We start from the raw sequence: 14739 nt of genomic DNA on the forward strand, positions 1-14739 counted from the left end.
CGTAAAGTGCAACGAATGCTGGAAATTTGCCCTCGCTGTGGTGCTCGTTTAGGAAAGCCCTTGTCCTCTGGCCGCCAAGTGTGTAGTGCCTGCGGTTGGAGTACAGTGGTTATTGAGCGATCGCCGCCACCGCCCCCCACGGGATTGTCTCTCCTTCTCAGTCAAATCAGGCGGCTGATCAAGCGTTTTTTCCAGTATCTAGGAGGACAACTGCAACGCTTGTGGCGATCGCTGACCGCTCGTTCGCAGCAGCAAAAGCCCCGCCGCAATCTCTGGGAAAGCCTCGTCACCAAGCTCAAACACCTCGAGGAAAAAATTCCCACCGGTGATCCCAGTAAGGAGTGGCTGACTCCTGAAGAGGCCTTTCAACTCTTGGGCGGCAACCCAGATAACCCCAACTCCAAGGTGAGTACCCTCGATGGCAAGCGGCGGATTGGCTTATCGGCCTTTCGGCGACTGGTGAATACCGCCGAATATGCGGATTTTGGCTTTCAATACTCTAGCGATCGCCACCTGAAAAATTTACCCTATTTGCGCCGTCTGCCTCGCCAACCCTAGGGCGATCGCAAACCGAGAATAATCTGCCACTCCTGTTCGGTGACCGGTTGTACCGAGAGACGGCAGCCCTTTTGCAACAGCAGCATCCCCTCTAGGCCGGGCGTTTGCCGCAGTTCTGGAAGTGTAATTGGCGGTGAAAAATCGCGGCGATACTGAATATCCACCATGAACCAGCGGGGATGGTCAGGCGTACTTTTGGGGTCAAAGTAGCGACTGTCCGGATCCCAAGCAAAGTGGTCGGGATAGGCGGCCTTGACGACTTCGGCAATGCCCATGATGGCTGGTGGGTTGGCATTACTGTGGTAAAAGAGCACGCGATCGCCCACCTGCATGTGATCGCGGATAAAATTGCGAGCTTGGTAGTTGCGTACCCCTTCCCAACAGGTGGTTTGTTGTGGGGCTGCCTGCAAATCCTGCCAAGAAAAAACGCTTGGCTCCGACTTCAGTAACCAAATCCCTGCCATCAAAGATTCCGCAATGGTTAAGTTTAGAGGTCTGCCGTGCCCAAGCTACAGCGTAGCAAATCCTCAACGGTTGCACAGTAGGGAGTTAGCCCCAAGGTTTGAGGATTAAGCACGGTGTCATAGGTGAAGTTACGATAGTTCAAGCAAAAATAATCCCACGGCGACATTTGCACTCGAAATACCCGCACAAAGAAGTTGATCACTGGCAGCGTCAAGGGGACTTGCAAATAGATGGGCAGCTTTGCCGCAGCGCACAACTGCGCCAACATCTCATTGACAGTAATTGGCGGGTTACCCAGAGCCACCCGACGCGGTACGGGATACTCAGGATGCTGCAACAGGTAGAGAACCACTTGGGCAATATCGCGGGCATGGACAAAGTGAAAACTGGCATCAGCACGGAAAAAGCGAGCCAACCACAGCCACTTGAGCACTTCGCGCATGCCTTCGGTGATAAACGAGGGTCGCTTGCCATCGGCGCCACCACCAAAGACCATCGTGGGAAACAGTTCAATCACGCGATCGCCCACCGGCAACTGCTCAATGGCATGGAGACACTCATACTTAGAGCGAATATAATCCGTTCCCAAGGTGCCTGCTTCCGGCAGCGGTTCCATTTGATGATTGAGGATACTTGCCGTTGAAAAATAAAAGACCCGCTGGCAGCGTTGCGGATCCAGTTGCTTGAGGAGATGGCAGGTTTGCTCGTAGTTGATGGCAAAGACATTGTTCCCTCCCCAAGCGGTTGCCGTTAGGATTGCAAGATCGAGGGTGGGCAGTAGCGGTTCCAAGGGGGTCAAATCCATGAGATCCGCCTGAATCACGTTCACCCCGGCTCTTTGGTGAGGATCAATCTGCAACCGTGCTGGATGCCGCACCAGCAAAAAGAGTTCATGATCCGTCTCTTGGATCAGCGCCTCAGCGATGTACTGGCCAATGCAACCACTGGCACCCGTCATTAAGATGCGCATTAGCCGAGGGACTTCACCAGATCAAAGAGAAAACCCACATTCTCCTCAGGGGTTCCTTGGAGAACGCCATGGCCAAGGTTAAAGATATATTTGCCCTTGCGACCCGCTTCGATAATGGCTAGCGCTCGTTCCTTGAGCACTGGCTGGGGGGCAAAGAGCGTGACGGGGTCTAAATTCCCCTGCAGACCGACACTGGCAGGAAACTGCTGGCGAATCGTGCCGATGTCCACAGTCCAGTCAAGGCTGACAATATCTGCCCCAGTTGCTGCCATGCGATCGACCACTGCGGCACTGCCATTGATATAGAGGATGATTGGCACATCGGGATAGACGGCTTTGACCTGCTGAACCACCTGCTTTTGGTAGGGGAAGGCAAAGGTATCGTAGTCCTGACGGCTGAGTTGACCCGCCCACGAATCAAACAGTTGCACCACTTGGGCACCACAGTCAATTTGATAGCACAGGTAGTCGGCAATGGCAGTGGCCAAATGGTTTAAGAACTTGTGGAGCAACTCTGGCTCACGGTAGGCCATGGTTTTGATTTCAATGTAGTCCTTGGAGCTTTTGCCCTCAATGGCATAGGCGGCAAGTGTCCAAGGGGCACCGGCAAACCCCAGCACCGTGGCGCGATCGCCCACCTCTTGGCGCAGGGTCGAGAGAATTGGACGAATAAAAGGACAGGCCACTTCCGGTTCCAAGGGATGGAGTTGTTGCACCTGCTCAAGGGTACGGATGGGTGGATCAATGATCGGCCCTTTACTCTCGACAATGTCAAAGGGAATACCAATCCCCGGCAAGGGCGTGAGAATATCCGAAAAGAGAATCACACCGTCGGGGGCAAAGGCACGAAAGGGTTGGAGTGAAATTTCAATGGCCAGTTCGGGGATTTCCGATCGCTCACGAAACGAGGGATAGCGATCGCGCAGGTCACGGTAGACCTTCATGTAGCGTCCAGCTTGCCGCATCAACCAAATGGGGGGACGCTCAACGCTTTCACCACGGGCAGCACGTAGGAGTAAAGGGGTGGTCATCCTAAAATGTGTAATTCCAATCGTTTTCAATGGCTCTGGAAGACTCGCTCAGCAAGCCCTATTGAAGTCAGGTGTTGCCTGCGATTCACAGAGTTTAACCCTACAATCATACCCTAGGGGGCGATCGCTCCCACACCTCAGAGGAGAATTCCCTTGCTTTACCACGCGCGGGGCTGAAACTGCGGGTCGTTGAGAATTGCCACGCCATCTCCCGACTGTGCCAACACAAATAGACCCTGCCGATAGGCATAGCGAGCCACCTCAGGCGGCACAATCATCCCCGCCACGGCTCCCAAGAGTTTTGTACCCCGATACTGATGAGCCAAACGGCGAAATTTGGCAATCCGCTCTAGGTGTTCATCGACATCACTTTGGCTGAGCTTGGTTTTCACCTCAACGAGAACGGCTTCATCGGTGTTAACGACCAACAAATCAATCTCTAGGCTCTCATTCCCATCTTGGAGGATCACATCGCTGTAGAGTTGGGAGACAGCAATCCCCCGACTCTGAAATAAGCGCAGCACGGCTGGACGTACCTGCCATTCCACAAATTCTCCAAGACGGTTGCCCAGTTTGCCAATTTGTTGGTTAAGTTGGCGAGCTTCTTCTCGCAGTAACCGTTCAGTCTCTTGAAAACGCCGCTCAGTTTCTTGAAATCGGCGTTCTGTTTCCTTTTGAGCTTCCAGCAGCTCTCCCAATAACCGCCAAACATCCTCAGGGGTATGGGCTTGTGTCATGATCTGGGTCGGGTTTTCTAGGCTACAGCTAACCCTCTCATCATAGCCTAGGAGGCGCTCAGAGAATTTCCATCATAAACTGCGCAAGGGCACTGCCACTGTGCTTTACCACGCGCGGGGCTGAAACTGCGGGTCGTTGAGAATTGCCACGCCATCCCCCGACTGTGCCAACACAAATAGACCCTGCCGATAGGCATAGCGAGCCACCTCAGGCGGCACAATCATCCCCGCCACGGCTCCCAAGAGTTTTGTACCCCGATACTGATGAGCCAAACGGCGAAATTTGGCAATCCGCTCTAGGTGTTCATCGACATCACTTTGGCTGAGCTTGGTTTTCACCTCAACGAGAACGGCTTCATCGGTGTTAACGACCAACAAATCAATCTCTAGGCTCTCATTCCCATCTTGGAGGATCACATCGCTGTAGAGTTGGGAGACAGCAATCCCCCGACTCTGAAATAAGCGCAGCACGGCTGGACGTACTTGCCATTCCACAAATTCCCCAAGGCGGTTGCCCAATTTACCAATCTGTTGGTTGAGCTGCCGTGCTTCTTCCCGTAGTAAACGCTCAGTCTCTTGGAAACGTCGGTCAGTTTCTTGAAAACGCCGCTCAGTCTCCTGAAATCGACGTTCTGTTTCCTTTTGGGCTTCCAGTAACTCCCCCAATAACCGCCAAACATCTTCAGGGGTGTATGCTTGTGTCATTGAATTGATTATTGACTTGATTATTGACTTGATTGAGGATTGCCGCCAAGCTCAGGTATTTTCTATACGATCATAGCCTAGGGAATAGAACCCATGAATGATCCACTACTCGCACAATTTCTAAACCTCAGCCGCTGACAAACAGGAACCTGCATTCATGCCCAAACTATACTTACTGCGCCCAAGATGAGGCCACCCGTGTCATTTTTGGCATCCCCAAGCAGGCCATCGCCCTTGGCGCTGTGCAGGATGTTTTGCCCATTGGGCGCAGAGGTGCCTTTTTGCAGGCACTGGTCAATCCCTGATTAGCGTGATAGATTCGGGTAAATCCGCAGCCGCCGATTCGGCTCTTCACCAAAGCTACAGGAGGTCAACTGGTAGTGCTCAATCAACTCGTGTTGCATTCGCCGAATGTTGGCCGATCGCGGGAGTAGCTCCACTGCTTGCCCCTTGGGAATAACAATTTCTTCCACAGCTAAGCGCGCCTCCTCAAGGGCTTCCAATTCGTCATCACTGCCCGTTGGACTAAAGAGGGAAAGATCTGCTGACTCGGCTGGACTGGGGTCTTCAATGCCAAGCAAATGCCGTAACCCCCGCACAATTTGCGCCATACTATTTGTCTTAATGGCATGGACGGGGAGATGGTGAATATGGGCAAGGTGCCGCAGCTTGCTTTCCCCCTTGAGATGGGAGCGGAGCGTCAAAATCACATCCGCTTGATCAATATCCTTAGTGACAATAATGGGTAGGTTGAGAGTGCGAATGGCTTGCTCTAAATGATGGCGGCTGACGGCATAGGGAAAGACGTGGAGGGGGAGTTCTTCGCCATTCGGCCCAACCGTGGGGGCATCCAATGTGGCTTCGAGCAGTTGGGCAAAGTTGGCTCGCAGAGGTTCTTTGTTGGCATCGACGACGGGTAGCATCTGGCCACTCTCACGCCAAGAGGGACGCTGAGGCACAGATTTGACCTCCGATCGCTGGGAAGGAGGCTCAGGACGACTAATCACCACTGAGCCATCGGCAGCAACACTGCGAATTTCAGGTGAGGGTTGGCGACCCCGCAGTAGGAGATCCACACTGGCGGCCACATCGAGATGCACAACCCAGCGATCGCGCTCCAGCATTTCCACGGCTATTTGAAAAGTGGGTGGAGCTTTGCGTTCAAGAACACTCTTTTGGGTGCCCCGCCGCCGCGCTTCTTCATCCCCAAGGGTGACCGATTGAATGCCCCCCACCAAATCCGCGAGGGTCGGGTTTTTCATCAGGTTCTCAATTTGGTTGCCGTGGGCAGTACCAATCAGTTGTACGCCTCGCTCCGCAATGGTGCGTGCTGCTAGTGCCTCTAGTTCGGTGCCAATCTCATCAATGACAATCACTTGGGGCATGTGGTTTTCCACCGCCTCAATCATCACCTGATGCTGAAGTTCCGGGCGAGCCACCTGCATTCGTCGTGCCTTGCCAATCGCTGGATGGGGAATATCACCGTCGCCCGCAATTTCATTAGAGGTGTCAATAATCACTACCCGTTTGTGCAACTCATCGGCCAAGACGCGGGCAATTTCCCGTAGTGCCGTTGTTTTACCAACACCGGGGCGACCTAAAAGCAAAATAGACTGGCCACTTTCCACCAAGTCGCGAATCATACCAATCGTGCCAAAGACGGCTCGCCCCACCCGGCAGGTCAAGCCAATAATCGTTCCTTGGCGATTGCGCAGGGCACTAATGCGGTGCAGCGTACGCTCAATGCCAGCGCGATTGTCACCACTAAACTCACCCACCCGATCCACGGCATATTGCAACATCTCACGGCTGACGGGCGTCTCGGCAAGGTATTGGGTGCTGTGGATAAACCGTGCTTCCGGCAATCGCCCCAAATCGAGAACGATTTCTAAGAGTTCTTCCCGCTGTGGATGATCGGTGAGGGACTGTCCAAGGGGCGGCGGTAGGATCGCCAATAATTGATCGAGATCGTCAGTGACTTGGCGTTGTCCAGCAGTCAATTCAACCATAGGGTACAGAGGGTGACGGGACAGATTTCAAAGGAGACACAAGGGTAGCTGCTTCAGCAACAGCCGCTGCAAGGACGGCAGGAACAGTTTGCCAGGGTTGGTCGGCGATCGCGTGGAAAGGGGCAAGGCGTTTGCGAGCATAACTACCATAGGCAACACCAGCAATTCCCTGTGGATCTAGCAATCCCATTGCCCTGAGTTTAGCAACCGTATGGCCATTTGTGCCGCCCGCCAACTGCACAAATCCGGGTAAATTTGCCCCTAAAATGGCTTGACCCAATTGAATGGTGGCTCGTGTTGCACCATCGCCAATATCGCCACTCATGGGACGACCATCCGCCTGCCAAATGAGGGCACACTGCAACGGTTGAATCTGCCCATTGATCCAGCGCAAATAGTCAATTACTCCCTCGCCTTGGGGACAACTGATGGCTAGCACCTGCAAATATCGAACCCAGGGGCGGACGCGCTGCCAAAGCTGGGTAAAGTCATTGTAGCGCTGGGGTTGGGTGTGGATTTCTAGGGCTTGAATGGTGCCTTGGGCAATGAGGGGAGTGATCTGCTCAAACACCGCTGGCTGCTCATAGGTGGAAATCAAACCCAAGGGGCACAGGGGTAAACAGCGGCCACAACCATAACAGCGATCGCGCACCACCCCCTGCACCTGTTCATCAAAGCGAATGGCGGCAGCAGGACAAATGCGTTCACAGGGGCGATCGCACCTTGGGGGACAGCGACTCGGATCAAACGTGGCCTTACGAAAATGCGGGTCAGCCCCATCATTAATACTCACCATCAGCAGGGGGCGAGTGGCCCCAAGGCTTGCCGCAACTGTCAAAGCGTGATTAGCCGCGTAAATCACGGCAGGGTCGGCGGCCACATCAATACAATCAGCCCCTGCCAGTGCATAGGCCAACGTCAAGTTATAAATTTGGGCAACATCTTGGAAACTGGCACCGTTAATGAGTTTGAACCAACGATGTGCCGCTAAAGCCGCTAGGGGGGCAGCAAAATTAACCATAAATATATTTTATGCGTTTTCAGGATTCAGCGTCGTCGTGACTCATCATCCGTTGTAGGGCTTGCAGGCCTTTTTTAATCTGGCGAGAAACTGTGACCGCACTTAGACCCAAGAGTTCAGCAGTTTCTTTTTGACTCAAATCGTGCAAAAAGACAAATTCCAGAATCTGACAGGTGCGGGCTTCTAGTTTCTGCAGACACTGCTGCAAACGAATGCGATCTTCTTGGGCGAGTTGAAAACTTTGGTACCGTTGATCGGGCACGATGTCCCCTAGGCAAACACTGTCCTCTTCCCCTTCGAGGGCGGGGGCATCTAGGCTGACCGGGGTGGTGTGGTAGTTGGCAAATTTTGCCGCTTGCCATTCTTCAAGGGGAACATCGAGCGCTTGGGCAATTTCGTTATCGGTGGGGGGGCGATGCAGTTGTTGGCGGAGTTCTTGAATCACCCGCTTTCCTTGGCTTTGGAGGGCTTGCCAACGGCGGGGGACGCGAATTTGTGGACTTTTGTCGCGCAAATAATGTTGAATTTCACCGCGAATGTAGGGAATGGCAAAGGAACTAAAGGCCACGCCCTTACTGGGATCAAAGCGTTCAATGGCGTGAATGAGGCCAAGGGTGCCCACTTGCATCAGGTCGTCAAAGCTTTCTTGGGTGCACTGTACCCAGCGATGGGCTTCCTTGCGTACCAGTCCCATGTTCAACTCGACAAGGCGATTCCGCAATTCGCGTGCAGGGTTGTCTTGGTATGCCTGCAACAGCGAGAGGGTGGAATGCTTGAGGTCAGTATTGGCTGTCGTGCTGAACATAGAACACACCGTACCTTAAATCCCCCACAGCTTCAAAATGAGCAGATCAATGAGCACATCCTACGGTCTTCTTGGGTTATTGAACAACAACTTAAATAGATACCTGAACTAGATATCAACTGCGACTATGAAATCGCCTATTCTTACGATTCCACATCTAGTATGGCAAGGCATCCGTAGTTTCCCTGTGATCTCGACCACAGGTTAGATTAAATTTTGCTAAATGTTGTTCCTTAGGTTCGCAGACTACCGAGGGCGATCGCGCCCCACAATGCAGTTCCCAAGCCAATGCGATACCAGATAAAGACCCAAGTGGAATGGCGTTGCAGGAATCGCAGCAGCCAAGCGATCGCCAAATAGGAAAAAACCATGCTCGAGAGTGTGGCAATCACAAGAGGAATAAACAGCGTCCCCTCATCAAAAACATCTTTGGCTTGGACAAGGGTGGCGATCGTCAGTGTGGGAATGCCCAACAGAAAAGAAAAGCGCGCCGCTGTTTGCCGCTCCAGCCCTAAAAATAAAGCTGTCGTTAGCGTGGAGCCTGAACGCGAAGCCCCCGGCAGCAGGGCAATCATCTGGCCACAACCCACTAGAAAGCCATCTAAAATGCCAATGTCTTGATAGGTGCGTTTGCGGGAACCCCATTTTTCTGCGAATCCCAAAAGAATTGCCATGGCGATCGCCATCGTGGCAATGATCTGAGGCCGATCCAACTCAACTTTGGCCCATTTCAGAAGAAGTCCTGCCGCTAGTGCGGGAATCGTGCCCACCGTGATCCCAACCAACAGTTTCCATTCTTCCCGCTGCCAATCCCGCTGTTGCCATGCCTGCCAAGCCCCTTGGACAATTTGGCGAATATCCTGCCAGAAATAGCCAAAAACCGCGATCACGCTACCAAACTGCATCGCATCTAGGGCAGTTTTATGCCAGACACTTTTCCACCCCAAGAGGTCACTAAAGAGAATCAAGTGAGCGGTACTGCTAATGGGCAAGAACTCTGTAATACCTTGCACGAAGCCGAGGATGACTGCTTGCAGCCAGAGAATAATATCCACGTTTCTGTCTCACCTTTGCAACCCCACTATCTTGCCATGAGTCGGTGAACAGGCTATCCTCGCCAAGATGTTGTAATAGATTGTAGAAACAGTCTTCTTAAACGCAGCAGCACTGTTTTGCCAGTTAGGCGTGTATGTCGGGTAACTTAGAAGCCGTTGAGCGGGAAATTTTAGGGTTACAGGGGATGCTATTGGCCGCCTTGGCGGAAATGCGTCAGCTTTATGATGTTTATCTAGAAATGCTCGCCCCCATTGCCCGCCAGCAGTTGATCACCGTCAGTTATCAGGTGTGCACTCAAGTCTTTCCAGAGAAATTTTTGACCCTTGAAGACCCAGAGCGACAGGATCTTCAGCGTCAGATTGTTGAACTGGCGATCGCCTTGGAAACCACGATTTTAGGCCTACAGCCCCGTCGCCAAGAAGACTCAACTGCAAAGCAAGAGGCGACGAATGGGGAAGAAAACGCAACCAAGGAACAGGAACCCCCCTCCCTATCGGAGCAATTGAGCCAAGTTCTTTATCAAAGTTCGCTCAAGATAAACCATCTACTGCAACGGGCGGCTATCTTACCGCCTGCCCCAATCGCGGTCATTTTAGAGATTGCCAGTAAGGCGGAAAACCGTCCCCTTGGGCGGATTCCCCATTTGTTGACGATGATGCTAGATGAGCAGAAACTACAAGAGGAGGGCGAAGAGGAGCGAGACACCAGTGAGTCCCCAAGGGAATCTTCCAGTCATCACCCCATGGCAGCCATTTACCTGCAACTTGAGGAACTGGAGTTTCAGCATCCTCCCCTCGGCAATCAGCGCAGTCAAATTCGCCAACTGGAAGCACGTCTGGCCACCCTCCAGAAGCAACTGCATAAAAAACAGCGGCAATATCTGGTTCTCAAGGCCAGTCGGGCATGGTGGCAAACGTGGAAAGCCAATGAAGCCGCAGACGCGACCGCCAGTGTCCCCGAAGCAATGGATGGTGAGCAATAGGGAAGGAGGCCTGCTGTGTCCCTTGACTGGCCACGCCTACAACGCGCCCTTGCCATTGAAACGGAGCGGGGTTTTTGCAACCTTCAGGGCAATACCTATCGGTTTAATGAGTATTTACACGCAGCGTTAACGCAAGCCCCTCTGCAACAACTCCCCCTTCAGGTGCGCGATCGCTGGCAGGAAACGGCGGCAGCCTATGCCCACTACAACGATCTCTCCCCCAGCCAACGACAACACCTCGTGGTGAAAACGCGCCAACTGCTCCACGATGTCCACAAACAACTCACGAGTCCGCCCCCGCGCCCCCGTCCCCTCGATCAAGCGCTCAAAACAGTGAATGGGATTGGTGAGCGCACTGCGGCGAAACTGGAAAAACTTGGGCTTTATACGGTTGCGGATCTCATTTACTACTTCCCCCGCGATCACATTGACTATGCCCGCCAAGTGCCGATTCGGCAACTCCAAGCTGGGGAGACCGTCACCCTTGTGGGTAAAGTCCGCCGTTGCAACTGTTTTACCAGTCCCCGCAATGCCAAGCTGACGATCTTAGAAATTGTTCTTCAAGATCGCACCGGGCAAATTCGCCTGAGTCGCTTCTATGCGGGTGCCCGCTATGCCCAACGGGGGTGGCAAGAGCAGCAAAAACGCCTCTATGCCCCACAGACCATCGTTGCTGCCTCTGGCCTCGTGAAACTGACGAAGTATGGCCTTACCCTTGAAGATCCGCAGTTGGAAGTGCTGGATCATGCTGGGGCAGAAATAGACTCCCTCACGATTGGCCGTATTGTGCCGGTCTATCCCTTAACGGAGGGAGTATCTCCCGATGTGATTCGCCGTGCGGTCGATCGCGTTCTGCCCTTGGTGCAGGGCTATCCTGATCCCCTACCGCAGGCGCTGCGCCAACGTCATCAACTCATGCCCTTAGACATGGCGCTGCGGCACATTCACTTTCCCGCGGATCAAAGGCGACTGAGTCTGGCACGGCGGCGGCTGATTTTTGATGAATTTTTCTACCTGCAACTGGGATTGCTCCAACGGCGGCGCCAGCAGCAACAGCAGGCCAGTGCCCCCCTCAACCCCCAAGGGGAACTGATTGAGCAGTTTTACCAGGGGCTGCCCTTTCAACTCACAGGGGCGCAGCAGCGGGTGGTGGCGGAAATTTTGGCGGATTTAGAGCGCCCGATTCCCATGAATCGCCTTGTCCAAGGGGATGTGGGATCCGGCAAAACCGTTGTCGCTGTGATTGCGCTATTGGCGGCTGTGCAGTCGGGTTACCAAGCAGCTCTGATGGCACCCACAGAGGTTCTGGCGGAGCAGCACTACCGCAAGCTCTTGGAATGGCTCACCCCTTTGCATGTGCCGGTGGAATTGCTCACAGGATCGATACGTACAGCCAAGCGCCGCCAGATTCTGGATCAATTGGCAACGGGGGAATTGCCGGTGCTGGTGGGCACCCATGCTCTGATCCAAGAGGGGGTGACGTTTCAGCGCCTCGGTCTCGTGGTGATTGATGAACAGCACCGCTTTGGGGTGGCACAACGGGCAAAGCTGCAAGCCAAGGGACTCCTGCCCCACGTGTTGACTATGACGGCGACACCGATTCCCCGCACGCTTGCCTTGACCCTCCATGGGGATTTGGATGTGAGTCAAATTGATGAATTGCCCCCCGGTCGGCAGCCGATTCAAACAACCGTCTTGGGACGGGGCGATCGCTCCTGCGCCTATGATTTAATCCGCCGTGAAGTGGCCCAAGGGCGGCAAGCGTATATTGTCCTGCCTTTGGTTGAGGAATCGGAAAAACTAGATCTGAAATCCGCCATTGCCGAGCACGAGCGATTACAAACGGAGATTTTTCCCAATTTTCGCGTCGGGCTGCTCCACGGTCGCATGGCATCGAGTGACAAGGATGCCACGATTCAAGCCTTTGCCAAGGGGGAATTGGATATTCTGGTGGCTACCACGGTGGTCGAGGTGGGGGTGGATGTCCCCAATGCCACGGTGATGCTCATTGAACATGCTGAACGCTTTGGCCTATCCCAACTCCATCAACTGCGGGGGCGGGTGGGGCGGGGTGCCCAACAGTCCTATTGTCTGCTGCTCAATAGTTCTCGCAATGATGCTGCCAAGCAACGGCTGAATGTGCTGGCGCAGTCTCAGGATGGCTTCTTTATTGCAGAGATGGATCTGCGGCTGCGCGGTCCGGGGGAGGTTTTGGGGACGCGGCAATCGGGATTACCGGACTTTGCCCTCGCTAGCCTTGTTGAGGATCAAGATTGCCTAGAGGCGGCGCGATCGGCGGCCAGTGAACTGATCGCCCAGGATCCTGAGTTACGGGGCTATCCTCTGCTGCAAGCAGTTCTCCAGCAACGGCGCGATCGCCTGCTGGAGGGCATGATGAACTAATACTCCCCCTTTGGGAGGGATATGTTAAATTTAGTTAAGAACCTGATAAAAAGCGCCGCCAATGAAAGTCTCTTGGAAAACAGTTCTCCTTTGGTCAATCCCCCTACTGCTCATGGGGGTTCTCCTCTGGCAGGGGGCGAGCAACTTTATGCTCAATCAAAGTCAGCCTCCTCTGAATACTGCCAGTACGCGCATGAGCTATGGGCGATTCCTCAACTATTTAGATGCGGGTCGCATTAGTAAAGTGGACATTTTCGATAATGGTCGCACCGCCATTGTGGATGTCTCTGATCCAGAATTGATTAACGGTCGTCCCCTGCGGGTACGGGTAGATATGCCGGGGACGGCTCCAGAAGTCATTAGTAAACTGCGGGAGCAGCACGTAGAAATTGATGTCCATCCCGCTCGCAATGATGGTGCCCTGTGGGGACTCTTGGGTAATTTACTCTTCCCCGTCTTGCTCTTGGGGGGACTCTTTTTCCTCTTCCGCCGCTCCAGCAACGTGCCCGGAGGACCAGGTCAGGCGATGAACTTCGGTAAGTCTCGCGCCCGCTTCCAAATGGAGGCCAAAACGGGTGTCATGTTTGACGATGTTGCTGGTGTCGATGAAGCCAAGGAAGAACTACAAGAGGTGGTCACCTTCCTGAAGAAGCCCGAGAAATTTACAGCGGTGGGTGCTCGCATTCCCAAAGGGGTTCTCCTAGTAGGTCCCCCCGGCACGGGGAAAACGATGCTCGCCAAGGCGATCGCGGGTGAGGCAGGGGTACCCTTCTTCTCCATCTCGGGTTCAGAATTTGTCGAGATGTTTGTTGGTGTTGGTGCCTCCCGCGTCCGGGACTTGTTCCGCAAGGCCAAGGAAAATGCTCCCTGTCTCATCTTTATTGATGAAATTGATGCTGTGGGTCGCCAACGCGGGGCTGGCATTGGCGGCGGTAACGATGAGCGGGAGCAAACCCTCAACCAACTGCTGACCGAAATGGATGGCTTTGAGGGGAATACCGGCATCATTGTGATTGCGGCAACCAACCGTCCGGATGTCTTGGATGCGGCTCTCCTGCGTCCGGGTCGCTTTGACCGACAGGTGGTGGTGGATGCGCCGGATATTAAGGGTCGCTTGGCGATTCTCAAGGTGCATGCCCGCAACAAGAAATTGGCGCCCGAAGTTTCCCTTGAGGCGATCGCTCGCCGTACCCCCGGCTTTACGGGTGCCGATTTGGCCAACCTCCTCAATGAAGCGGCGATTCTCACGGCCCGGCGGCGGAAACCCGCCATCACCATGCTGGAAATTGACGATGCCGTGGACCGGGTTGTTGCTGGTATGGAGGGCACACCGCTGATTGACGGCAAGAGCAAGCGCCTCATCGCCTACCACGAAGTGGGTCATGCCATTGTCGGTACCCTCTTGAAGGATCACGATCCTGTGCAAAAAGTGACATTAGTGCCTCGTGGTCAAGCCCGTGGCCTGACTTGGTTCATGCCTTCAGAGGATTCCGGATTGATCTCGCGATCGCAACTGATGGCGCGGATGGCTGGTGCCTTGGGCGGTCGGGCTGCTGAATACGTCGTCTTTGGCGATGCTGAAGTCACGACTGGTGCTGGCAATGACCTGCAGCAAGTGACAGCGATGGCACGGCAAATGGTGACCCGCTTTGGTATGTCAGATCTAGGACCTCTCTCCTTGGAAACCCAAAACGGTGAAGTGTTCTTGGGGCGGGACTTGGTGTCTCGAACAGAATACTCCGAAGAAATTGCGGCTCGCATTGATGCCCAAGTGCGGGAGTTGGTGCAGCACAGCTACGAACTTGCCATCAAGATTATCCGGGACAATCGCGTGGTCATTGACCGCCTCGTCGATCTCCTAGTAGAGAAAGAAACCATTGATGGTGAAGAGTTCCGGCAAATTGTTGCTGAATACACCGTTGTTCCCGATAAAGAGCGCTTTGTACCGCAGCTTTAGATAAGCTAAATTAGTAGATTCAATCGCCCTAACCCCTCTC

The 14739-nt window shown here is 53.8% G+C and carries 13 protein-coding genes; 4 read left to right on the forward strand and 9 right to left on the reverse strand.

What is annotated here, in order from left to right; translation table 11 throughout:
- Positions 1-15 precede the first annotated feature (15 nt).
- The gene (locus tag RHI63_RS01200; protein ID WP_206200717.1) at positions 16-558 is read left to right on the forward strand and encodes a hypothetical protein; all 543 of its coding nucleotides are present in this window, start codon (positions 16-18) and stop codon (positions 556-558) included.
- Here the strand turns inward: RHI63_RS01200 and RHI63_RS01205 are convergent.
- The 9 genes from RHI63_RS01205 to RHI63_RS01245 all read right to left on the reverse strand — a co-directional run bounded on the left by RHI63_RS01205 (position 555) and on the right by RHI63_RS01245 (position 9356).
- Entirely contained in the window at positions 555-1022 is a 468-nt protein-coding gene (locus RHI63_RS01205) for an EVE domain-containing protein (protein ID WP_206200718.1), read from the reverse strand. The two genes, RHI63_RS01200 and RHI63_RS01205, sit on opposite strands and share 4 nt — an antisense overlap.
- A 23-nt stretch (positions 1023-1045) precedes the next feature.
- Positions 1046-1993 (reverse strand): NAD(P)-dependent oxidoreductase, encoded by a 948-nt coding sequence (locus RHI63_RS01210; protein WP_206200719.1) that lies wholly within the window; start codon positions 1991-1993, stop codon positions 1046-1048.
- Positions 1993-3024, reverse strand: a complete 1032-nt coding sequence (gene hemE, locus RHI63_RS01215) for a uroporphyrinogen decarboxylase (RefSeq protein ID WP_206200720.1) — start codon at positions 3022-3024, stop codon at positions 1993-1995. The genes RHI63_RS01210 and hemE overlap by 1 nt, the downstream gene beginning before the upstream one ends.
- A 158-nt stretch (positions 3025-3182) precedes the next feature.
- On the reverse strand, positions 3183-3761 hold the full coding sequence (locus tag RHI63_RS01220; protein WP_206200721.1) for a hypothetical protein: 579 nt from the start codon (positions 3759-3761) through the stop codon (positions 3183-3185).
- A 105-nt stretch (positions 3762-3866) separates the two neighbouring features.
- Positions 3867-4466 (reverse strand): hypothetical protein, encoded by a 600-nt coding sequence (locus RHI63_RS01225; RefSeq protein ID WP_206200722.1) that lies wholly within the window; start codon positions 4464-4466, stop codon positions 3867-3869.
- A gap of 305 nt (positions 4467-4771) precedes the next feature.
- Complete coding sequence (locus RHI63_RS01230; RefSeq protein ID WP_206200723.1) at positions 4772-6475, reverse strand: R3H domain-containing nucleic acid-binding protein; 1704 nt, start codon at positions 6473-6475, stop codon at positions 4772-4774.
- Positions 6468-7496 (reverse strand): circadian clock protein LdpA, encoded by a 1029-nt coding sequence (gene ldpA, locus RHI63_RS01235; protein WP_302678644.1) that lies wholly within the window; start codon positions 7494-7496, stop codon positions 6468-6470. The genes RHI63_RS01230 and ldpA overlap by 8 nt, the downstream gene beginning before the upstream one ends.
- Before the next feature lie 19 nt (positions 7497-7515).
- Positions 7516-8301 (reverse strand): RNA polymerase sigma factor SigF, encoded by a 786-nt coding sequence (locus tag RHI63_RS01240; protein WP_310743990.1) that lies wholly within the window; start codon positions 8299-8301, stop codon positions 7516-7518.
- Positions 8302-8534: 233 nt separating this feature from the next.
- The gene (locus tag RHI63_RS01245; RefSeq protein ID WP_206200726.1) at positions 8535-9356 is read right to left on the reverse strand and encodes an undecaprenyl-diphosphate phosphatase; all 822 of its coding nucleotides are present in this window, start codon (positions 9354-9356) and stop codon (positions 8535-8537) included.
- A 134-nt stretch (positions 9357-9490) separates the two neighbouring features.
- Here RHI63_RS01245 and RHI63_RS01250 point away from each other — a divergent pair, with 134 nt between their 5' ends.
- From RHI63_RS01250 to ftsH2, 3 genes are all read left to right on the forward strand, one after another.
- Positions 9491-10339, forward strand: a complete 849-nt coding sequence (locus RHI63_RS01250) for a hypothetical protein (RefSeq protein ID WP_206200727.1) — start codon at positions 9491-9493, stop codon at positions 10337-10339.
- Positions 10340-10354: 15 nt separating this feature from the next.
- Positions 10355-12742 (forward strand): ATP-dependent DNA helicase RecG, encoded by a 2388-nt coding sequence (recG, locus tag RHI63_RS01255; RefSeq protein ID WP_310453152.1) that lies wholly within the window; start codon positions 10355-10357, stop codon positions 12740-12742.
- Between the two features lie 61 nt (positions 12743-12803).
- Positions 12804-14699, forward strand: coding sequence for an ATP-dependent zinc metalloprotease FtsH2 (gene ftsH2, locus RHI63_RS01260; protein WP_302677071.1), 1896 nt, complete (start codon positions 12804-12806; stop codon positions 14697-14699).
- Positions 14700-14739: the final 40 nt, after the last annotated feature.

It is taken from the genome of Thermosynechococcus sp. GLH187 (genome assembly GCF_031583395.1).
Classification (GTDB): domain Bacteria; phylum Cyanobacteriota; class Cyanobacteriia; order Thermosynechococcales; family Thermosynechococcaceae; genus Thermosynechococcus.